The organism is Dokdonia sp. (assembly GCF_039945015.1).
Taxonomy (GTDB): Bacteria; Bacteroidota; Bacteroidia; order Flavobacteriales; family Flavobacteriaceae; genus Dokdonia.
Genome location: NZ_JBDUXP010000018.1, coordinates 338,187 through 358,538 on the forward strand (window position 1 = coordinate 338,187; position 20,352 = coordinate 358,538).

Annotated in this window: 19 protein-coding genes; 12 read left to right on the forward strand and 7 right to left on the reverse strand. The window is 35.1% G+C overall.

The window, feature by feature from the left end; translation table 11 throughout:
- Nucleotide 1 precedes the first annotated feature (1 nt).
- The gene (locus ABJD27_RS13070; protein WP_348165473.1) at nucleotides 2–892 is read left to right on the forward strand and encodes an AraC family transcriptional regulator; all 891 of its coding nucleotides are present in this window, start codon (nucleotides 2–4) and stop codon (nucleotides 890–892) included.
- An 18-nt stretch (nucleotides 893–910) separates the two neighbouring features.
- Nucleotides 911–1,480: a pentapeptide repeat-containing protein gene (locus ABJD27_RS13075; RefSeq protein ID WP_348165476.1), complete on the forward strand. Its 570-nt coding sequence runs from the start codon at nucleotides 911–913 to the stop codon at nucleotides 1,478–1,480.
- Nucleotides 1,481–1,516: 36 nt separating this feature from the next.
- Here the strand turns inward: ABJD27_RS13075 and ABJD27_RS13080 are convergent, their stop codons facing one another.
- The 4 genes from ABJD27_RS13080 to ABJD27_RS13095 form a co-directional block, all read right to left on the reverse strand.
- Complete coding sequence (locus ABJD27_RS13080; RefSeq protein WP_348165479.1) at nucleotides 1,517–3,862, reverse strand: glycoside hydrolase family 65 protein; 2,346 nt, start codon at nucleotides 3,860–3,862, stop codon at nucleotides 1,517–1,519.
- Between the two features lie 55 nt (nucleotides 3,863–3,917).
- Nucleotides 3,918–4,571 carry a beta-phosphoglucomutase gene (gene pgmB / locus ABJD27_RS13085; RefSeq protein ID WP_348165482.1) on the reverse strand — a complete coding sequence of 218 codons (654 nt, stop codon included), beginning with the start codon at nucleotides 4,569–4,571 and terminating at the stop codon, nucleotides 3,918–3,920.
- A gap of 175 nt (nucleotides 4,572–4,746) precedes the next feature.
- Nucleotides 4,747–5,181, reverse strand: coding sequence for a hypothetical protein (locus ABJD27_RS13090; RefSeq protein WP_348165485.1), 435 nt, complete (start codon nucleotides 5,179–5,181; stop codon nucleotides 4,747–4,749).
- 452 nt (nucleotides 5,182–5,633) lie between these two features.
- Nucleotides 5,634–6,683, reverse strand: a complete 1,050-nt coding sequence (locus ABJD27_RS13095; RefSeq protein ID WP_348165488.1) for a LacI family DNA-binding transcriptional regulator — start codon at nucleotides 6,681–6,683, stop codon at nucleotides 5,634–5,636.
- A gap of 247 nt (nucleotides 6,684–6,930) precedes the next feature.
- Here ABJD27_RS13095 and ABJD27_RS13100 point away from each other — a divergent pair, with 247 nt between their 5' ends.
- From ABJD27_RS13100 to ABJD27_RS13120, 5 genes are all read left to right on the forward strand, one after another.
- Nucleotides 6,931–8,079, forward strand: coding sequence for a helix-turn-helix domain-containing protein (locus ABJD27_RS13100; RefSeq protein WP_348165491.1), 1,149 nt, complete (start codon nucleotides 6,931–6,933; stop codon nucleotides 8,077–8,079).
- Between the two features lie 83 nt (nucleotides 8,080–8,162).
- Complete coding sequence (locus ABJD27_RS13105) at nucleotides 8,163–10,040, forward strand: S8 family peptidase (protein ID WP_348165494.1); 1,878 nt, start codon at nucleotides 8,163–8,165, stop codon at nucleotides 10,038–10,040.
- Between the two features lie 220 nt (nucleotides 10,041–10,260).
- The gene (locus ABJD27_RS13110; protein WP_348165497.1) at nucleotides 10,261–11,814 is read left to right on the forward strand and encodes a glycoside hydrolase family 32 protein; all 1,554 of its coding nucleotides are present in this window, start codon (nucleotides 10,261–10,263) and stop codon (nucleotides 11,812–11,814) included.
- Between the two features lie 34 nt (nucleotides 11,815–11,848).
- Nucleotides 11,849–13,216 (forward strand): sugar porter family MFS transporter, encoded by a 1,368-nt coding sequence (locus ABJD27_RS13115; RefSeq protein ID WP_348165500.1) that lies wholly within the window; start codon nucleotides 11,849–11,851, stop codon nucleotides 13,214–13,216.
- A complete protein-coding gene (locus ABJD27_RS13120; RefSeq protein ID WP_348165503.1) occupies nucleotides 13,209–14,102 on the forward strand; it encodes a carbohydrate kinase in 894 nt (297 codons plus the stop codon). The genes ABJD27_RS13115 and ABJD27_RS13120 overlap by 8 nt, the downstream gene beginning before the upstream one ends.
- Here ABJD27_RS13120 and ABJD27_RS13125 read toward each other — a convergent pair.
- The 3 genes from ABJD27_RS13125 to ABJD27_RS13135 all read right to left on the reverse strand — a co-directional run bounded on the left by ABJD27_RS13125 (nucleotide 14,099) and on the right by ABJD27_RS13135 (nucleotide 16,515).
- Nucleotides 14,099–14,326 carry a hypothetical protein gene (locus ABJD27_RS13125; protein WP_348165506.1) on the reverse strand — a complete coding sequence of 76 codons (228 nt, stop codon included), beginning with the start codon at nucleotides 14,324–14,326 and terminating at the stop codon, nucleotides 14,099–14,101. The two genes, ABJD27_RS13120 and ABJD27_RS13125, sit on opposite strands and share 4 nt — an antisense overlap.
- A 111-nt stretch (nucleotides 14,327–14,437) precedes the next feature.
- Nucleotides 14,438–15,259 (reverse strand): M23 family metallopeptidase, encoded by an 822-nt coding sequence (locus ABJD27_RS13130; protein ID WP_348165509.1) that lies wholly within the window; start codon nucleotides 15,257–15,259, stop codon nucleotides 14,438–14,440.
- Between the two features lie 65 nt (nucleotides 15,260–15,324).
- A complete protein-coding gene (locus ABJD27_RS13135) occupies nucleotides 15,325–16,515 on the reverse strand; it encodes a hypothetical protein (protein WP_348165512.1) in 1,191 nt (396 codons plus the stop codon).
- A gap of 221 nt (nucleotides 16,516–16,736) precedes the next feature.
- On the opposite strand from ABJD27_RS13135, the gene ABJD27_RS13140 reads away from it, so the two are divergent.
- The 5 genes from ABJD27_RS13140 to ABJD27_RS13160 all read left to right on the forward strand — a co-directional run bounded on the left by ABJD27_RS13140 (nucleotide 16,737) and on the right by ABJD27_RS13160 (nucleotide 20,348).
- On the forward strand, nucleotides 16,737–17,753 hold the full coding sequence (locus ABJD27_RS13140; RefSeq protein WP_348165515.1) for a histidine kinase: 1,017 nt from the start codon (nucleotides 16,737–16,739) through the stop codon (nucleotides 17,751–17,753).
- 1 nt (nucleotide 17,754) lies between these two features.
- Nucleotides 17,755–18,522: a LytTR family DNA-binding domain-containing protein gene (locus ABJD27_RS13145; RefSeq protein WP_348165518.1), complete on the forward strand. Its 768-nt coding sequence runs from the start codon at nucleotides 17,755–17,757 to the stop codon at nucleotides 18,520–18,522.
- 141 nt (nucleotides 18,523–18,663) lie between these two features.
- Nucleotides 18,664–19,182, forward strand: a complete 519-nt coding sequence (locus ABJD27_RS13150) for a hypothetical protein (RefSeq protein WP_348165521.1) — start codon at nucleotides 18,664–18,666, stop codon at nucleotides 19,180–19,182.
- Nucleotides 19,183–19,226: 44 nt separating this feature from the next.
- A complete protein-coding gene (locus ABJD27_RS13155; protein WP_348165524.1) occupies nucleotides 19,227–19,667 on the forward strand; it encodes a pYEATS domain-containing protein in 441 nt (146 codons plus the stop codon).
- A gap of 114 nt (nucleotides 19,668–19,781) precedes the next feature.
- Complete coding sequence (locus ABJD27_RS13160; protein WP_348165526.1) at nucleotides 19,782–20,348, forward strand: TetR/AcrR family transcriptional regulator; 567 nt, start codon at nucleotides 19,782–19,784, stop codon at nucleotides 20,346–20,348.
- The last annotated feature ends 4 nt before the right edge of the window (nucleotides 20,349–20,352 follow it).

The following is a 20,352-nucleotide window of genomic DNA, read 5'->3' on the forward strand; positions in this document are numbered from 1 at the left end:
TATGAAAAAAATAGTATCTGTCGCTATTATGCTTATTGTTGTCATTACAGCTGCTTGGTATCTTACAAAGCCTTATGATTATGTAGTTCGTTTTACCGCAAAAACAACTGTAGGAACAGTTAATCAATCTATAAAGTCATGGTATGCCGCTATTGAAGGTACTGAGATTATAGATCAAACTCAGTTTGATGAACTTAAACAACAATTTACATTTGGTGATTCTACACATGTATATACCTGGAAAATACAAGCACTTACCGACTCGACATCCAGAGTAAAAGTATATATAAAAGATACAGATCATAGTATTGCAAATAAGCTTGCGATTCCTTTTTCTAGAACTTCTATCGAAAAACGATCTGAAGCCAATGTTAAAGAATTTTATGACGTACTCAATAGCCATATTGATAAATTTAAAGTAACTATAGAAGGTAAGAGTAAGACAAGAGCTACGTATGTTGCGTATACACCTCTTAAAGGACTCCAAGTAGAGAAAGCAAAGGGAATGATGTACAACTACTCTTTACTCACGCAAATCATGCTAAAAGGAAAAGTAGAGCTCAACGGAACTCCTTTTGTTGAAATCACACATTGGAATATCAAAAATGATAGTATTCAATACAATTTTTGTTTTCCTATTAAGCAATCTGATAGTCTACCAAATCATCCAGAAATAAAATACAAACGCTATTATGAGAAGGATGCCATCAAAGCCATCTATAATGGTAATTATATTACCTCAGATCGCGCTTGGTATGCCTTAAAAGAATATGCTGAGAGAAACAATATTGAGGTTGACCTCACCCCTATCGAAGTATTTTATAACAACCCAAATATGGGCGGTGATGAATTACAATGGAAAGCAGAGATTTTTATGCCTTTGAAGGAGTAATAAAAAGAATATAGACTCATGTCCAAACTATTCTTAGACGAAGATTATAAAGGAATTGATTATACTGTCAAAGGATTTCCAGTGGGAGAATATGACAATTGTACATTTACAGATTGCCTATTTCCAAAACTTCATATCTCAAATGCTTCTTTTCTTGAGTGTGAATTTATAGACTGTAACTTTACCAATGCAAAATTTGGAGGCACTACACTAAACGATGTCCGTTTTAAAGGGTGCAAAATGGTAGGAGCCGATCTTAGTGTCTGTCATGATTTTATGCTCTCATTAAGTTTTGACGACTGTGTTTTGGATCTAGCAAACTGTTATCAACTCAATCTCTCAAAAACACATTTTAAAGATTGCTCCCTCAAAGAAGCTGACTTTACCGAAAGTAATTTATCTGAAGCCGTATTTACAAATTGTGATCTTAAAGGAACTACTTTCGACTCAACAAATCTTCAAAAAACAGACTTCAGAACAGCCATTCAGTATGTCATAGATCTTGATCTTAATCGAGTAAAAGGAGCATTATTTTCTAAAGAAGATGTACAAGGATTACTTACTAAATATGGGGTGAAGGTTTCTTAGGAGAAACAATCCATATAGTTTACTTAACAATAGAAATTATATCGTAACGGTTTTCCCCATAGGTACAACAACAGCTTTTCCTCTTACCAAAATCTCAAGATCGTTTCCTTTATCTATTGTAAAGCGAGTATTATCCTTAGTCACTTCTATTGTTAGAATTTGCCCTCTAAAGTTGATTTTAAAAGAATAGCGATCCCAAGCATCTGGGATTTGCGGTTCAAAAATCAATTTTCCATCACGTACACGCATCCCTCCAAAACCTTCTACCACACTCATCCACGTACCAGCCATACTCGTAATATGGAGCCCTTCTTCTACTTCCTTATTATAATCATCTAGATCGAGTCGCGAGGTACGTAAATAAAAGGTATATGCTTGCTCCATACGTCCTAACTTTGCCGCTTGTATGGCATGAACACAAGGAGATAACGAACTCTCATGTACCGTAAATGGTTCGTAAAAATCAAAATGTTTTTCTAACTGCTCTTGTGTAAAATGCTCTTCAAAAAAGTAGAATCCTTGCAAGGTATCTGCTTGCTTAATATACGGTGATCTCAAAATACGGTCCCAAGACCATCTCTGATTGATCGGGCGTTCTGATGCAGGCAAGTCTGCTACAGAAATCAATTCTTTATCCAAGAAACCATCTTGTTGTAGGAACACATCATGCTTTTCTGAATATGGAAAATACATCTGATCTGCCATTTCTTTCCAACCTGAAATTTCGATATCAGAAAGGTTTGTTTTAGTTATAATCCTATCGTAATCTGTAGTAAACTGTTGTTTTACTTCGTTCGCTTTCGCGAAAGCGTACTCCAGACACCACTTTGCCAGATAGTTTGTATACCAATTGTTATTTACATTATTCTCATACTCGTTAGGTCCTGTCACTCCAAGCATCACATATTTTTCCTTTGCAGTAGACCAAGTACATCGTTGTTGCCAAAACCGAGCAACACCAATAATCACTTCAAGTCCCATTTCTGGAATATAAGATGTATCTCCTGTAAAACGTTCATAATTATGAATCGCATAGATCATTGCCCCATTACGGTGTATCTCTTCAAAGGTAATTTCCCACTCATTATGACACTCTTCTCCATTCATGGTCACCATAGGATACAAAGCTGCCCCATTAGTAAAGCCTAGTTTTGCAGCATTTTCTATAGCTTTATCTAGTTGTTCGTATCGATATTTTAAAAGATTACGAGCTACTTGTTGATCTTTGGTCGCCATATAAAACGGAATACAATACGCTTCTGTATCCCAATAGGTAGAGCCTCCATATTTCTCTCCTGTAAACCCTTTAGGCCCTATATTGAGGCGTGCATCTTTCCCAGAATACGTCTGGTTGAGCTGAAAAATATTAAAGCGTATTCCTTGTTGTGCTTTTACATCACCATCTATTGTAATGTCCGACATTCCCCATATGATTGCCCAATCTTCTTTTTGTTGCGCAAGCATGGTTTCAAAACCTACGCTTGTTGCTTTATCTAGTATTACATTTGCAACGTCTTCTAGGTTTTCTTTCTTGTGATTGAGATCACTTACATATCCTCCAAATTTATGAATGGCACACGTTTCTCCTTGTTTAACTTCGGTTTCATAATGATGTCCTAGGTAGGTGATTGTTTCTTGTTTATTACCTACAGTTCCTTGGTAGGATGATTTTTCGGTACGCTTTCGCGAAAGCGTAACCTGTTTCCCTCCAACATAAATCTCACTACGCATCATCGTACATACGTAAAACTCCGTCTTCATCGTATGTGCAACAATAAAAGCACTATCTCCTCGATTTGTGACTGATAATGTATTCCAGAATTGATCATCCCAATTGGAATCTTCATTGGTTACTCCACTATCCAGATAAGGCTCATAACTTATCGTAGCATTTTTATTTATTGGAGTTACTTCGTAATTTATCGCTCCTACTTCATCTAGGGCTAAACTCAAGAATCGAATCACCTTTACTCCTACCGTAATCCCGTTATGAAGAGTTGCTTCAAAACTACGATAGAGTACACCTTCTTTCATGTTGAGTTCCCTCTTAAAATTATGCACAGAAGCACAGGTGTGTAAATCTAACGATTCCCCATTTATTTTTATATTAATCCCAATCCAACTAGGAGCATTGAGCACTTTTGCAAAATATTCTGGATAGCCATTTTTCCACCAACCTACACGGGTTTTATCTGGATAATATACCCCTCCTATATAACTCCCTTGAAATGTAGCTCCGCTATATTTTTCTTCAAAATTGGCACGTTGCCCCATAGCACCATTGCCTAGGCTCATTAGACTCTCAGACGATTTTACATACTCTGGATTCCACTCTTCTTCTATAATAGACCAAGCATTAGGAGTAATATATTCTAGATGCATTTTGTAGCGTGATTTAGTTTGTTATGTATTGATTTTAAGGTAGACTCTGATCGTATTATCTCTCGATTAGATGATCTAGAAACTCATTTGATATTTGGGTAAAGTTGGCAAACACATGATCTGCTTCATGGAGTACTTCTGCATTTCCAATACCTATACTTATCATCCCTGCAGTATTTGCAGCTTGAACACCAGCAATAGAATCTTCAAAAACAATACAATCTACATTTTGAGTTTGTAATGCTTGCGCACCTTTTATAAATACCTCAGGATTTGGCTTTGCAATCGTTACATCATTCCCATCTACAATAGCTTGAAATTTATCTAGTAGTGCTACACGTTCTAGAATAGGACGTGCATTTTTACTCGCACTACCTAAGGCAACGCCTTGCTTTTTTGAAAGTAGATGCTTTAATACTCGTGGTACATCTGGCAAGATCTCACTTTGATCCATCTTTTTGATATAGCTTAAATATTCTTCATTTTTCTGTACCAACCAGATATCTTTCTCCTCTTGTGTAGCTGTATAATTTGCCATATCAAGTAATAGCTCCAAGGATCGCACACGACTTACCCCTTTGAATTGCTCGTTTTGTTCCTCAGTAAAATCAAAATTAATGCCTTTGGCAAGGTTACGCCAAGCGAGATAATGAAACTTTGCCGTGTCTACAATAACACCATCTAAGTCAAATATAAATGCTTTCTTCATATTGGTTTTTATCTATTCACAAATCTACTTATTATTTCCATTTTCTCTTTTAAATACATCATAATAAACAGTATTCTTTTTGCGATTTTAATACATTTATTTTATTCTTTTAACAAAAAAAAACGAATGGATAAATCCACTCGTTTTTTTTTGTTAAAAGAATAGGTAATTCTTCCTATTCTCCAATTTCAGCAAGACCATCATCTTCTGTAGTTGTTTTAGTACAATCACCTCCAGTACAAGGCGAACAGTAACCTCGTTCATTGGGCTCACACGCATTTGGTATACCAGAGCAAGCTGTTGTTGTACAAGAAACCCCTCTTGTTTGTAATTTTCCATCTTTACCTTTTCCTAATAAAGTAGTTGTTACAAAATCTCCACTCCAAGCTCTCAAAAACATCTCACCATCTATTTCTATAACTTTAGAATCTTCATACTTAATAAGTACTCTCTTTTGCTCAGTTAAAGTTGTCTCTAATTCAGATAAAATAGCTGTTCTTGTCGCAGTATCGAGCGTCAAATCTGCTTGTGTTATTATGTCTTCAGAATCTGTACTACATGAAGTCATAACAATAGCTAATAGGATAAATAATAGTTTTACATTTTTCATAATAAAAATTTTAATAGTTAATAAAATATTGATTTTCAATATTATAAGGTTGATTTCTTTTTTTATAGATTCCTCTTAGTTGTTTTACTAATTGTTTTAATAGTTATAATTTTTACGATTAATGACAGTGCTAAACTACTTGTCATCCGTAAGAATTAAGGTGTCTTTTAAGGGGTGTTCAAATGATTTCAGGAATGCAGATATCTGTTTTCAAGAAAACAGTGTTATAATATTCTGTTTATCAAATAGTTATGAGTTATTTGAATTTACTTGATGTATACATGATTTTGAGAGGAAAGATTGGTATTGTTCTAGATTTTAGGAAATAGATAAGGGTGAGTTTACTGGCATTACTGAGAGTGACGAAACTTTCTTTATTATTTTGAACAAAAAAGACGAGTAGATATCTCTACTCGTCTTTTTTAATATTATTATATCATCAATATTTATGCTTATACTTTTCTTGTACTCTCTCGTTCTATAAGACTAGTCTCTATATATGCCGTAGTATATTCTTCTACTTCCTCTTCATCATTAGGGCGTTCTCGCTCTAATTTATTAATTAGTAACTCTGCTGCTTTGCGCCCCATTTCTTCTCCATGTTGACTTACCGTCGTTAGACTCGGGATAAAATGTTTTGACAGTTCGCCATCACTAAAGCTCACTAAAGAGACATCTTCTGGGATTTTTTTACCTAGCGCAGTAAGATGCTTTGCTGCTGTTACTGCAAAGAGTTCGTTTACAGTAAAAACACCATCTATTCCTTTGTCTTTAAGAAAATTTTTGATTTTTTTAGAACATTCATCATCACAATGATCAATCGTATCTAGTTTAAGAATAAGATCTTTCTCTACTTTAATACCATATGACTCTAATGCTTCTATATACCCTTTGGTACGTAACTTTCCAATAGTCACATAATCTTTTGTAGTAATAATAGCAATCTTACGGCATCCTGTTTTTAAAAGATGTCTTACTCCCATTTTTGCACCTTCACGGTCATCTATCAATACTTTATCACACGGTATTTCATCTACAATACGATCAAACATCACTACAGGCATCCCTTGATCTATCGTTTCTGTGAGATGTCTAAAATCATCTTTATGCAAAGTCTCTTTTGCAAGAGATACAATAAACCCATCTGTACTTCCATTGGCAAGTAGTTCCATATTTAGAACTTCTTTATCAAAATCATTATTGGACAATGTAATAATCACATTATAATTATGTTCTCTTGCCATTTGCTCGATCCCTCGAATCACTGTTGTAAAGAAGTGATGTACAATTTGCGGAATGATAATTCCAATGGTACGTGTCTTACGATTTTTGAGGCTCAATGCAATATTGTTAGGCTTGTAATTATAAAGCTTTGCAAAGGCCTTGATCTTTTGACGTGTATCTTCACTTATTTCTGCACTATCGCGTAATGCTTTTGATACAGTAGAGATAGATACATCTAATTCTTTTGCAATTAACTTAAGGGTGAGTTTTCGTTTCATAATGGGTATAATGTAAAAGTAAGGGTCTAAGTACTGACTTACAATTTAGGTAAATCCTTTTTGCTACGAAAACGTTGTATTCTTAATAACTAATTTCATGAGTATCTATCATTGTAGGTTATAGATAGAAAATAGTCTTGAAAGGATAGGGTTTATATACGCTTTCGCGAAAGCGAACTCAACAAAAATCACAATCTATAATCGGATATAAATTTTTAGTAAATTTACTAACTAAACGCAACTATTTTTGATCTCTAAGCTCATTACGGGAATTATTATTGCAGGAACAATACAGGGGTTTGTTTTTGCAATAGCATATCTTTTTTCAAAAAAGTATAAAGGCACAAACACCTTTTATCTCGCTGCTCTGATTTTTGCTTTTTCATATAATAACCTCCAATTCCTTCTCCCAGATACAGGAATGATAAGTGGGAGGAGAATGTATGAAACCTTCTATATTCCTGTAGGTTCTCTAATTCCTGTGTTTGTTTATTTTTATGTCTTAGTTTTTTTAAATCCTTCAAAAAAAATCAAAAAAAAGCTACGGTTGCTCTTTGTCCCATTCTTTGTTTTTCTTTTTTTTATAGCAATCCCTTTTAAAATTGAAGCTATCCAAGGAATTACAAAAGAACGTTATAGCACGTATCGTTTTCTAAATGGGATTCAAAGTAGTTTCTCTCTGCTCTATACGCTTGTTTTACTTTTAATCTCTTTTATAACTGTAGTGCGTTTTAAAAAGAATACCTCGCAAAAAAGACGATTAAAAATTACACCAAGTGATACCGAATTAACATGGCTTCAAAACACTTTACTTATACTGTTTGTTCTTACTTGTTTTTGGGCCTTTGCATTGATTACCTTTTTTTCTGATCCAAAATTGCAATTTTACTTCCGATTTCTCTGGTTAGGACTATCGTTTGCCATCTATTATTTAGGGCATTTTGGGATTTATAAATATGGCATTACTAAGGATCGTAAAAAAATACGGGAAGCTACACATCGATCAGCTTCTTACTCTATTGAAGAAAAACCAAAACAAGAGAAGTCAACATCTCAAAACGAACATATCGTCACTATAAAAACAATCCTTATTCAAGAGAAAAGATACCTCGATTCTAATCTTTCTCTAGAAACCCTTGCCGACGAGCTTCAACTAAGTAAAAGTTATCTTTCTAGAATTATTAATCATGAACTTGGCACTAGTTTTTCAGAATATATCAATTCCCTGCGTGTTGAAGAAGCCAAAACACATCTTAGAAATCCTGAATTTTCAAGATACACCGTAGTTGCTATTGGTCTTGAAGCTGGTTTTAATTCAAAGACCACCTTCAATAATGCTTTTAAAAAATTTACAGGGCTTACCCCTTCTCAATTCAGAAAAAACCCTACAAATTAGTTCCAATAATTGCGTACTAGCAATAAATGAAACGTCTTAAACAGAAACAATATATACATTGGATTCAATTATAAAACTATAATATGAATCGTCTTCTTCTATTTATCGTAATCTTTTTTTGTTTCATTTTACATAGCAATGCTCAAGGTATTCCACCTAGAGAAGAAGTTAATCTAGATGACGTTTACACACAATATGATCTTAATGGTGAAGCTGTTCTAGTTATAATGCTAGATAGAGGTATTGATTATCGTCATCCAGATTTTATTGATGAAAACGGAAATACACGTATTGCATATATCTATGATATGATTGATCCCACAGGAGCAAGCGATCCAGAAAATCCTTATGGAGTAGGAACTATTTTTACTCAGGATCAGATTAACACTTCGTTAGATACTGGTGGGGATCCTCTGTCTACAGACCGAGGAGGTCATGGAACAGCAACGACAGGCATTATTGCAGGTGACGGGAGTGGGACTACTTCTGGAGAATTTCAAGGAGTTGCGCCTAATGCTACCATTATAAGCATAAAGATTGTACTTGATGGCTTTCCTGCTTTTGGAGATCAACCTGCACAACAAGGGTTTTATAATCCAGCATATATTCCTATTGCCTTAGCGTTTGCCGCAGATAAAATTCAGGAACTTAACCTCCCATCTGTAACACTTATGAATATTGGTTCTATAGGAGGCCCTACAGATGGAACGAGTTTATTGTGCCGTTCTATAGACGATTTTGTAGCCTTAGGAAATACTTTTGTATGTGGCGTAGGTGATGATGGCGGTAGTGATAATGCTGCCTCTGGTGATATTACACAAGGACAATCTGTTGATATTGAAATTCAGAAAGGAGAAGCGGGAAATCTACGTTTTGATATGTGGTATAGTGAGTCTGATCGCTTTACAGTGAGTCTAGAACGTCCTGATGGAACTATAGAGGGACCGTTTGCAGCTCCCGCAAATGCATCTACTGCGGTCGATCAAACCCTGGGAGATATAAGTATGTTTCACAGAGGTGCCGATGTTGAATTTTTTGGAGCAACCAGCAATAGACGTGAATTATTAATTGATTTTTCTGGTGCCATAGGTACCTACAAAGTTATTCTGGAAGGAACTCAGGTAAATGACGGTAATTTTAAAGCCTCTTTGAATCCTGCTCTTTACAGTAATGAAAATAAATTCTTAAGTTTTGTAACCGCCGGGGCAAGCATTAATGACTTTGCCAGTGCAAATTCACTCATCACTCCAGGGGATTATGTAGTCCAGAATGACTGGACAGATATCAATGGAGTATTTAGGGATATTACTGGTCAAGGAGAAACAGGAGAACTTTGGATAGGCTCTAGTGAAGGCCCTACACAAGATGGCCGTTTAGGAATTGACTTTGTAGCACCAGGAGAAGTATGTCACGCACCATACGCAGCAAATACATTTTACGAAAGCTTTAGTTTTAATATACTCCAAAACAGTAACGGATTATATGGTATTCAAAATGCAGTAAGTGCTTCTGCACCATTATCTACAGGTGTTATTGCACTGATGTTAGAAGTAAATCCTGAACTAACACCCAATCAAATCAGAGACATTTTAAGAGACACGAGTCGAGCAGATTCCTTTACAGGAAGCGTTCCTAACAATACTTGGGGGTATGGAAAATTAGATGCCTTAGCAGCCATAGATGCTACTTTTGAAACGCTAGCTCTTGAAGACAATACCGTAAACATATCTCCCCACTTATTTCCTAATCCCACACAAGGAGACATCCGTATAGATTTGGGCAAAACCTATCCAGAAATAGATCTTACAGTTACTAATATCCTTGGACAATTTATCTCACTAGAACAATTTGTAAATACCAACACCCTTGATCTCACGATCAAGGGGAGTTCGGGAATTTATTTTGTGTCTATAGTAGATCCTCAAGGAATGCATACTACATTAAAGGTTATTAAAAAATAGAAAAGAATCTTCCTACTATATAAAAGTAATGCTACTCGCTCGAGCGTTGTCAAAACTCCCTTTAATCAACAGATTGTTAATTAAGTTTTCGACCACGCTCAAAGGAGTATTTTGAAAGAGTCAATCTTGTAGACACTTACTTTTATCATTCCGAAACGTTATTTTATATAGCAATTTTACAAGTTCGAATGGTATTGTTATATTTAGACAAACAAAACCCATGCGATTTCTATCTCTTTTATTTCTTTTATTAGTGTGTGTCGGTTGTAAAAAAGAAAAAACTCCCGCTATAGAAAAAGAAGAAATCACAGTAAAAAATGACGTCGTACGCTTTCGCGAAAGCTACCGCCCACAATACCACTTTACACCGCCAGAAAAATGGATGAATGATCCTAACGGTCTTTTATTTTACAAAGACACCTATCATCTATTTTATCAATATTACCCAGACGATATTGTTTGGGGGCCGATGCATTGGGGGCATGCAACCAGTAAAGATTTAGTCTCTTGGAAACATCAACCTATTGCTTTATATCCTGATGAACTAGGTTATATATTTTCTGGAAGTGCAGTGATGGATCTTGAGAATACTTCTGGACTTGGCACCAAAGACAACCCACCTATGGTGGCTATTTTTACACATCATGAACCCAAAGGAGAAAAAGAAGGTCGTAATGACTTTCAATATCAAAGTATCGCATACAGTTTAGATGAAGGTACAACGTGGACCAAATATGAAGGAAATCCCGTCATTGGGAATCCAACGAGTATCCGCGATTTTAGAGATCCAAAAGTAATGTGGCATGAAACCTCTCAGAAATGGATTCTTACACTCGTTGCTGGAGATCATGCAAAATTTTATAGCAGCCCTGATTTAAAATCATGGACATATCTTAGTGATTTTGGCAAAGACAAAGGTGCTCATGGAGGTGTTTGGGAATGTCCTGATTTGTTTCAAATTGCTGTCGAAGGAACCGATGAGAAAAGATGGGTGTTACTTGTAAGCATCAATCCTGGTGCACCTAATGGAGGTTCAGGGACACAATACTTTATAGGAGATTTTGATGGCACAACCTTTACCACAACACAAAAAGAAAATAAATGGATAGATTATGGCACCGATAATTATGCGGGTGTTACTTATAATGGATTGCCAGATAGCGATCGTACTTTTATAGGATGGATGAGCAACTGGAATTATGCTCAAATAACCCCTACCGAAAATTGGAGAAGTGCAATGACGCTTTCGCGAAAGCTTACCCTACATAAAGACAATTCTTATTATCTTAAGAGTTATCCTGTACCAGCGATAGATAAATACACCTATGCGACACAGACCTATGATAGCATCACCAATAACTACTCTCTTACATCCGAAAATTTTAATGAGATGCGTATTGATTTTGAGATCGAAGGGGAGTTGCAAGATTTTAAATTAAAGTTTTCAAACATTCCTAATGACCAGTTATTTGTAGGTTATCATAAAGACAACAATGCATTTTACATAGATCGTAAGAAATCTGGAAAGATCGATTTTGAACCTAGATTTGCCGAAAAAGTGCATATGGCTCCTGCTATTATAGAAGGAAACGGTAAGACAACATTCAGTATTTTTATGGATACCTCATCACTTGAATTTTTTGTAGATCGGGGAGCTACGGTTATGACAGACCAACTATTTCCGAATAAACCCTATACGGTGATGACTTTTATGAGTAAAGATCATAAAATGACAAATGTGAAGGTTTCAAAAATGAAACGTATCTGGAAGTAAAACAAGACCACTAACCATTAAAAAGACCTCCCTTTTGGAGAGGCTCATAAACCAAATGAAAGAAATTACAAAATGGAGTATTACGGTTGCCCTCGCTGGGTTTCTGTTTGGATTTGACACTGTTGTTATAAGTGGTGCCAACCAACCTATAAAAGACATCTGGGAACTATCTCCTCTTTTTCATGGGACGTTTATTATGAGTATGGCTTTATGGGGAACCGTAGCTGGTTCTCTATTTGGCGGGATTCCAACCAAGAAATTAGGACGTAAGAAGACGTTGTTTTGGATAGGGATTTTATTTTTTGTTTCTGCTATTGGTAGTGCTGTTGCACCAGATCCTTATTCGTTTTCCTTATTTAGGTTTATAGGAGGTGTTGGTGTTGGTATTTCATCTGTGGCAGCTCCAATTTATATTTCTGAAATTACCACAGGTGCCAATCGTGGTAAGATGGGAGGGCTCTATCAGTTTTGTTTGGTATTTGGAATCTTAATTGCTTTTGTATCCAATTATCTTCTTAAAGGTTTTGATGGTGCCAATGACTGGCGATGGATGCTCGGTATAGAGGCTGTTCCTGCATTAGTATATACCCTTATGGTATTAAAAGTACCTAATAGTCCTAGATGGTTAGCCCTACAGAAAAAAGATGATCAAGGTGCATTAGCCGTACTTAATGAAATATACACTCCTGAAGATGCACAAGCACAACTAGATGAGATCAAAACAGATCTTATAAAACCAAAAAGTGGTGATAATTTATTCCAGAAAAAATACAGTCGTGTATTATGGTTAGGGTTTCTGATTGCATTTTTTAATCAGTTATCTGGGATTAACTTTGTATTATACTATGCACCAGAAATTCTTGAAAACGCAGGACTTGGAGGTTCCGAATCTTTATTTAACTCGATTGCTATTGGAATTGTAAATTTAGTATTTACCATTATAGGGGTTCGATTATTAGATAAATTAGGTCGTAAACAGCTTATTATTATTGGTTCTATAGGTTATATCTTTAGTTTGATTATGGTAGGTGTTTGTTTCCAACAAGACTTAGGTCCAACATATACATTATTCTTTATTTGCTTATTTATAGCTTCTCATGCCATTGGTCAAGGTGCAGTGATTTGGGTATTTATTTCAGAAATATTCCCAAATCGTGTTCGCGCTTATGGACAATCTTGGGGGACGAGTACCCACTGGGTATTTGCTGCAATCATTACCTTAATTACTCCTTTCTTTTTAGATGATAAAGAAGGTGTTTTAAAAGATGCTGTATGGTATATTTATTATTTCTTTGCAGGAATGATGGTGCTACAATTGATTTGGGCATTTACAAAAATGCCAGAAACCAAAGGGGTTTCTTTAGAAGCACTTGAAAAAGAACTAATACCCGAAGATGAGTAAAACACCCCATATTGCCAGTTATGGCGAAGTACTCTGGGACGTATTTCCAGATAAGAAAAGACTTGGTGGAGCACCTCTTAATGTAGCGTTGCGTTTGCATTCGTTTGGTGCAAAAATGACCATGATTAGTGCTATAGGAAAAGATACATTAGGCACAGAAACCTTAGAAGAATTAAAAGCGACTGGCTTAGACATTTCTCATATTCAAAAGAACAAGCACGCTACAGGACAAGTTATTGTTTCTCTAAACAGTCAAGGTAGTGCTACCTATGATATTAAAAAGGGTGCTGCGTGGGATCATATAGAAGCAACGCCTGAAGCCATTGAGGAAGTAAAAAAAGCCGATGCCTTTGTATTTGGAAGTCTTGCGTTGCGAGAAGGTTATAATCAAGAACAATTTGAAGCCTTAGTATCTGAAGCAAAATATACAGTATTTGACCTCAACTTGAGAGATCCACATTATGATATAGATATTATTGGATCTTTAATGGAAATCGCTGATTGTATCAAGCTTAATGACGAAGAGTTAGAACTCATTGTTATCTTATTGGGTATTGAAGGAGAAAGTCTAGAGGACGAGCTAAAAGCAATTGCCAAAGCAACTCATACGGATACGATCTGTGTTACTCTGGGCGCCGATGGTGCGATGCTCTTTCATAAAGAAAAAATATATACTCAGGTAGGTTTTCCTACCAAGGTAGTAGATACCGTAGGTGCTGGTGATTCTTTTCTCGCTGGACTTATTTATGGATTACTAACAGAACAATCTCCAGAAGAGACCTTAGAGGTAGCTGCAGCTTTAGGAAGCCTCGTTGCTGGAAAAGCAGGCGCTAATGCTACAGTAACTAATGATGAGATAGATGATTTGTTGTTTGAGGATGACTAAAACAAAGTCATCTCGACCTTAGGAGAGATCGCAGAAGTAACTCCTTTTTTAAGTTCAAATTCGATTTCAGGTTCAGATTCAAGTTCAAATATGTGTGATTTCTCGTCACTCGTGCCTCGCTCTGTCGAAATGACGACTGTCATCTCGACCTTAGGAGAGATCGCACATATATTTAGTAGACGGTAATTTCGATACAATTTTCGCGAAAAGCGAAAACTACTCAATCACCTTGCATTCGTTAAAAACAAAAATAGAGTAATGCTCTATTTACACACAACTACATTCACTCCATAACAGTTCCTTCTCCCTCTGGGAGAAGGTTAGGATGAGGGGTTTTAATGCTTTCTTTTATATCTCTTACCTCGTTTTAAAACTAGCCCTTCATATCCTTCAAAATAGATAGGTACAGAAATATCTCCAGGCTCGCGTACCACAAAATGTAAGTGAGGGCCTCCACTGTAACCTGTACTTCCAGAGTAGCCTATATGTTGTCCTTTAGTCACGCTATCTCCTTTCTTAACTAGTGTACCTTTATGCATTAAATGAGCATATGCTCCTAGTGTTCCATCTGCATGGAGAATGACAATTTTATTGGCCTTTCTTGTAAGTTCTTTTCGTTTACCTCCTTCTGTAAAATGGTCTAGTGCAAAGACAACAATTCCTTCTCGAGCTGCATATACTTTATCTCCTGTACGCATGCCGAAATCAATGGCATATCGGGACGCAATACTTTTGTGTGATGATTTTCCAAAAAAAGTTTGTTGTATTTCTACCTTCTTGCCTTTCTTAAAAGGAAACGTATACACATAAGTACTGTCATGTTTTGCGTTTCTGCGATCGCCATAATGTGCTTCGACTGTATAAATGTCTCGCTCTCTTCTGGCTTGTTTTAATTTTTCAAAATCATCTATGTGTACTCTAATGAACCCTCGCACACTGTCATAAGGTTGTACAGTTACTAGTTCTTTATAAACTACTTTTGAAAAAAGGGTATCTACTTGTTTACTCACCACATCTATAGGGATTATGGCAGTGCTTTTTACTTGAAAAATAATAGAGTCATTTTCTTCAACATATTGTAATTCTACCTCAGTATTTTGTGCATAGATATAATTACATAGAAACGAAAGTAATAGTGCTAGAACAACCTTGGTCATGTATTTGTGTATTAATATATAAAGACTTTGTTTACCAAATTTTCGCTACAATTAGGATACCAAGCTTAAAACGAAGTTAGTGCTTTTGCATCTTTCACAAGAATAATCACATCATACTTAAAAATAATGTCTCTCACCTCTTCTGAAAATGTACGTGCCTCTGGTCGCAATGCCTTGGTATTTATAATTTGATACTTATGCGCTGTCGTGATCGCAAGATCAATAAATTCTTTGGGAAGTGTCTTAGAGGCATCTATAGGTTGTACTGCTTTTTCTGGTTCAAAAGGATTGGCAACATTTTGAGTCCCCGAAATTCCCATACACAATATATGAAGGGATTCCATACCATTAGTAATAGCAAGTTCTGATCCTAGATTTGCAATATCATATACTTTTGTTCTTGTGAGTCCTCTTGCGGCATGATTCCCTCCTAATTTAAACAATACTTTAGGTGTTGGTTCTACCTTTTGAGCCTCCTTATAATACTTCATAAAATTACGTTTCATAAGGCGTGCTCTCACTTCGTTATTTAGATAATATTGCCCTCTAAAATTGTATTCATAAATCTCTTTTGTATTCTTGAAATTTTCTAAGACTTCTTTCTCTTCTGCCATCGTAGCAACTGCTATTAAATCCTGATGTGTTTGCGTATCATACTTAAAAATATAAGGCGCCATAAAATCTTTTTCGGCAATTGTTTTTTCAAAAGCTGTCATTGCTTTTTCTTTTAATGGAATCAATTTTGATTTGAATGCTTCGCTTTTTGTATGAGTAATCATATAGTCAAAATTTAAGCGAAACTGCGTCATTAATGTTTGATCAATACCCCATAGTGTTCCTCCAGAACGCAACACATTTTCAAACATTTTAAAATCTTCTTCATTTGCATAGAATGGAATAGAAAAGGGATATTTTATATTCAGTTGTTGTGCTGTTTTTACAGCATCTTCTGTATCAAAAAAAGAAGTAATTGTCTTGGCTGCAATAGCATCCGTCTCAATACAAAGGGTATGATAGCCAAAAGGACGTGCCATATCATATAGGACGTGTGTGGCTTGTCCTACTTCTATAATGCCATGTTGTTCTCCAAAGAAAATGAATTGACTTTCTTGTATTTGAGGTTGTATAAAATCCTTAAAGGCTACATCAGAAAGGTTTGAAACCGAAAAACTATGCTTCTCAATTCCTTCACTATTTTGTGCTTGTATAGATACTACACTTAGATAAATAAACAGGCGGCTTATAAAATACTTCATAGGAGAATTGTTTCCTCAAAACTAGGAATTCATAGCGGTGAATATCTCTCCAGTTTTGGTGAACGTTAAGAAATCATATATGAATATATAGTAACGTATAATGAATGTGCATACAAGCCTGATGAACCAACTTTAAAACCTTTATAAATCATACAAATCAAGACGATTTCAAGATTCTTAGTTTAAAAAATAGCCTACTTTTGATATAATCAGCTAGGCATATGAAGCGTTTTTCAATATATAAAAGACTCCTTATCTCTATAGTCATCTCGACTATTTTAGTAACTACGATATGGCTTAGCTCTCAGTTTAAAGAACCTCCACAAATAAACTTCTTGACTGTAGTTTGGTTTTTTATGATCTATCTTACTTTTGAGAGTATATTCTCTTTTCAAAAAAGTAAGCGTGTTACAATATGGTTACAGAAGGGTACTACATATCAATTGCTAGTATTACTAAGTAGTATCCTGATCGGAACAATCATTTATGTTATACAATTCTATGGTTTTAAATGGATAGATCACTGGTATTATTATAGTGAAGCACCAAGATTAAGACATATGACGTTGGCATTTCTAATAGGCTTGTCGGTATCTATTATCTTTTCTCTTATAGAGTTTTTATCCAACTTAAGGAGTAAACATTATACAACCTTAGTCGAAAACGAAAAGTACAAACACGAGATTACAGAAGCTAATCTTAGTATTTTAAAAAATCAATTAGATCCGCACTTTCTCTTTAATAACCTCAACACATTGTACTATCTAATAGATGAAGACACCACACTTGCTAAAAGTTTTTTAAAAAACATTTCAGGAATATATCGGCAGATATTACAAAACAAACAACATATCACTATAGATGCTATAGAAGAATATACCATGGCACAACAATATGTAAACATCATAAAACAACGATATCAAGATGCTTTATTGATTAAAAATACGATTTCGGAAACAATATTAAAGGGCAAAAAACTTCCTCCTTTGGTATTGCAACAATTAATTGAGAATGCTATAAAGCATAATAAGATCGATGTGCATACAACCCTAACGATTGCTTTTTCAAATACATCTGACACACTCACACTCACCACTATTGGGCATAAAAAAAGTGTAACAAATACCAATGGTACGGGTCTTATAAATATCAAAAAAAGATATCAATATCTTACGCATCAAGAAGTCATTATTGTTTCAGAAAGTAATACCTTTAAAGTAACTCTCCCTCTTTTATAATATGAAGATCAAAACCCTTATTATCGAAGACGAAATCATTGCTACAAAGCATCTTTTAAAGATGCTCACTTCCTTACCTCAAGCGTTTGACATTCTCAACACAGTGACTTCTATTCAGGATGCAGTGCATTGGTTAGAACATAATGATATGCCTCAGTTAATCTTTATGGACATTCATCTATCTGATGGGAATTCTTTTGATATCATCGCTCAAACCACCATAACGTGTCCCATTATCTTTATCACTGCTTATGATCAATATGCCATACAGGCCTTCAAAACAACTGGTATTGATTATTTATTAAAACCCATCTCTGAAGAAGATGTCTCGCTAGCTATTCAAAAATTCCTTAATCAAAGAAAAGAACCTACCATCGACTGGCTTATAAAAAATACAGATCTTTTACATCACCTTACTCCCCAAAACACTACTGATTACAAACAACGATTTCTTTTAAAAAGTGGTAAAAAACACATTCCCGTACATATAGATCAAGTTGCTTATTTTTATAGAGATGACCTTGTATTTGTAACTCTTTTTGATGGTACTTCCTACATTATAGATGAATCCTTAGAACAGATTCACAAAACCATAAATCCCACACATTTCATACGATTGCACAGGAAAATTATTGCACATACAACAGCTATAAAAAGTTTAAAAACTTATAAACCTGGCAGGTTTATTGTCGAGTTACAACCACCTTTTACAGAACCTATTTACCTAAGTCAAGAACGTTCTAGCTGGATTCGTACATACTACAAATAATATGGTTAGAGTATGTTGTTAAGTACGCTTTCGCGAAAGCGGAAACAACAAACATCCCATGTGTTATTTACAAAATAGACTCTCTACCAATCCTTTATCTTAATTTTACTATCTTTAAAAATCGCATTAAACTTTTTTTAAATGGAAGCATTTTTTACCTTCTTAGAAACCCATAGCACGGGTGTTATGTTACTTATCTTATTGCTTGTTACTTTTGTGGTAATCATTAGGTGGTTATTTCAAATCTTTGCTATTGGAAAATATAGCAATAGAAAAATAGATAGAGAACAGGACACAAGTATTACGTATATTATAACACGCTCTCTAGTAAACATTGTAGATGACTTTAGGCATTTCTTGGCATTACTTATCGTTATCCTATTTGTTATTTTAATTATTGCTTCTATGTGGGCAGGAAGGGGTAATTTTGATAATGTCATGGAAGCGATGCAACTCGTTATTGCTTCATTAGGAGGTTTATTAGGATCTATTATTGGATACTATTATGGTGAATCTGCAGCTAGAAGCAAAGATAAAACTGGCGTCACTACCGATGCCGGTGCCGAAGAAATTACAAATGAAGGAGGAGAAATTGTAGAACCCGAAGTAGAAGAAGTGATAGAAGAAATTGTAGCGCCCGATGTAGAAGAGACTGAATAATTCCCTTTAATAAAAAGATACGTACTCAACGATATTATAACCCTATGAAACTAAGAACGTACAGCCTTAAAGTAAATGACATGTTATTGGATTCTGAAGAACCCATAGATGATAATAGCAATAACACTAATAGTAGCGGAACTCGCTCTCGTACTCGAATTATATATTATAAAGAAAGTACACGAAGTAAGAAGAAACTCTATAAAGTAAAAATCTATGTAGAAGGCAAAGACTTACCCTATGTTAAGCAAGTAAAGTATACCCTTCACAGTACTTTTGGAAAAAACAGAGTCAAGATTATTACAAGAAAACCAGGCAATTTACAATGTGGTTTGGTTATCTGGACTTGGGGTGTTTTTACAGTACAGGTTGAAATAGAAGATATCAGAGGGAATATTATAAAAATGGACCATCGCTTAACCTTTGGAGATCAGCTTAGAGAAACCAGTGTAAAGGTTAGAAACATTATTCATAAAAAGAGCTAATACTAGCCTTTTAATTCAACATGAGATACGCATACATTCCTTGCAAATGAGGCATCATTCGTAAGGAATTTTATTTTTTCAGACTATTATACCGAACGTTAATTAATTACTGTTATGAGACCTCAAAAAATTGAGAACGCCGTTCTTTTAGAAAGGCTTACTGAAGTATTCAGATCCAAGGGGTATGAAGGCTCAAGTCTTAATGATCTTGCTACATCGGCAGGTTTAAAAAAAGCAAGTCTCTATCATAGATTTCCTGGCGGAAAAGAAGAAATCGCTGCCGCTGTATTACAATTTACAGAAGTTTGGAGTAAAAAACACGTAGAAGATATTATACGTGACACGAAGAAACCTGCTAGACAACGTTTACAAGAAGTAGTACACAATATAGATATCTTATATGCTCAAGGAGAAAAAACGTGTATTTTACGTGCATTATCTACAGATACAGGTATTGACTCCTTAGGAGAACTTATTCAAGAAACTATGAATAAGTGGTTAGGTAGCTTTGCATTTTTTGCAGAAGACATAGGATATACTCCCAAAGAAGCAACACAAAAGGCTACTCAGACATTAATAAATATACAAGGCTCTTTGATCATTTCAAAAGGACTTAATGATAGACGCATTTTTAAAAATGCATTAAATAGCATAACAACTTTATATTATCCAATTACATAATAAA

What these genes read in the sequence shown, in the direction of transcription:
- ABJD27_RS13070 (WP_348165473.1), top strand. Translation starts at nt 2, where the DNA reads ATGAAAAAAATAGTATCTGTCGCTATTATGCTTATTGTTGTCATTACA.
- ABJD27_RS13150 (WP_348165521.1), top strand. Translation starts at nt 18,664, where the DNA reads ATGGAAGCATTTTTTACCTTCTTAGAAACCCATAGCACGGGTGTTATG.
- ABJD27_RS13140 (WP_348165515.1), top strand. Translation starts at nt 16,737, where the DNA reads ATGAAGCGTTTTTCAATATATAAAAGACTCCTTATCTCTATAGTCATC.
- ABJD27_RS13145 (WP_348165518.1), top strand. Translation starts at nt 17,755, where the DNA reads ATGAAGATCAAAACCCTTATTATCGAAGACGAAATCATTGCTACAAAG.
- ABJD27_RS13095 (WP_348165488.1), bottom strand. Translation starts at nt 6,683, where the DNA reads ATGAAACGAAAACTCACCCTTAAGTTAATTGCAAAAGAATTAGATGTA.
- ABJD27_RS13160 (WP_348165526.1), top strand. Translation starts at nt 19,782, where the DNA reads ATGAGACCTCAAAAAATTGAGAACGCCGTTCTTTTAGAAAGGCTTACT.
- ABJD27_RS13130 (WP_348165509.1), bottom strand. Translation starts at nt 15,259, where the DNA reads ATGACCAAGGTTGTTCTAGCACTATTACTTTCGTTTCTATGTAATTAT.
- ABJD27_RS13135 (WP_348165512.1), bottom strand. Translation starts at nt 16,515, where the DNA reads ATGAAGTATTTTATAAGCCGCCTGTTTATTTATCTAAGTGTAGTATCT.
- ABJD27_RS13155 (WP_348165524.1), top strand. Translation starts at nt 19,227, where the DNA reads ATGAAACTAAGAACGTACAGCCTTAAAGTAAATGACATGTTATTGGAT.
- ABJD27_RS13105 (WP_348165494.1), top strand. Translation starts at nt 8,163, where the DNA reads ATGAATCGTCTTCTTCTATTTATCGTAATCTTTTTTTGTTTCATTTTA.
- pgmB (WP_348165482.1), bottom strand. Translation starts at nt 4,571, where the DNA reads ATGAAGAAAGCATTTATATTTGACTTAGATGGTGTTATTGTAGACACG.
- ABJD27_RS13075 (WP_348165476.1), top strand. Translation starts at nt 911, where the DNA reads ATGTCCAAACTATTCTTAGACGAAGATTATAAAGGAATTGATTATACT.
- ABJD27_RS13120 (WP_348165503.1), top strand. Translation starts at nt 13,209, where the DNA reads ATGAGTAAAACACCCCATATTGCCAGTTATGGCGAAGTACTCTGGGAC.
- ABJD27_RS13090 (WP_348165485.1), bottom strand. Translation starts at nt 5,181, where the DNA reads ATGAAAAATGTAAAACTATTATTTATCCTATTAGCTATTGTTATGACT.
- ABJD27_RS13080 (WP_348165479.1), bottom strand. Translation starts at nt 3,862, where the DNA reads ATGCATCTAGAATATATTACTCCTAATGCTTGGTCTATTATAGAAGAA.
- ABJD27_RS13110 (WP_348165497.1), top strand. Translation starts at nt 10,261, where the DNA reads ATGCGATTTCTATCTCTTTTATTTCTTTTATTAGTGTGTGTCGGTTGT.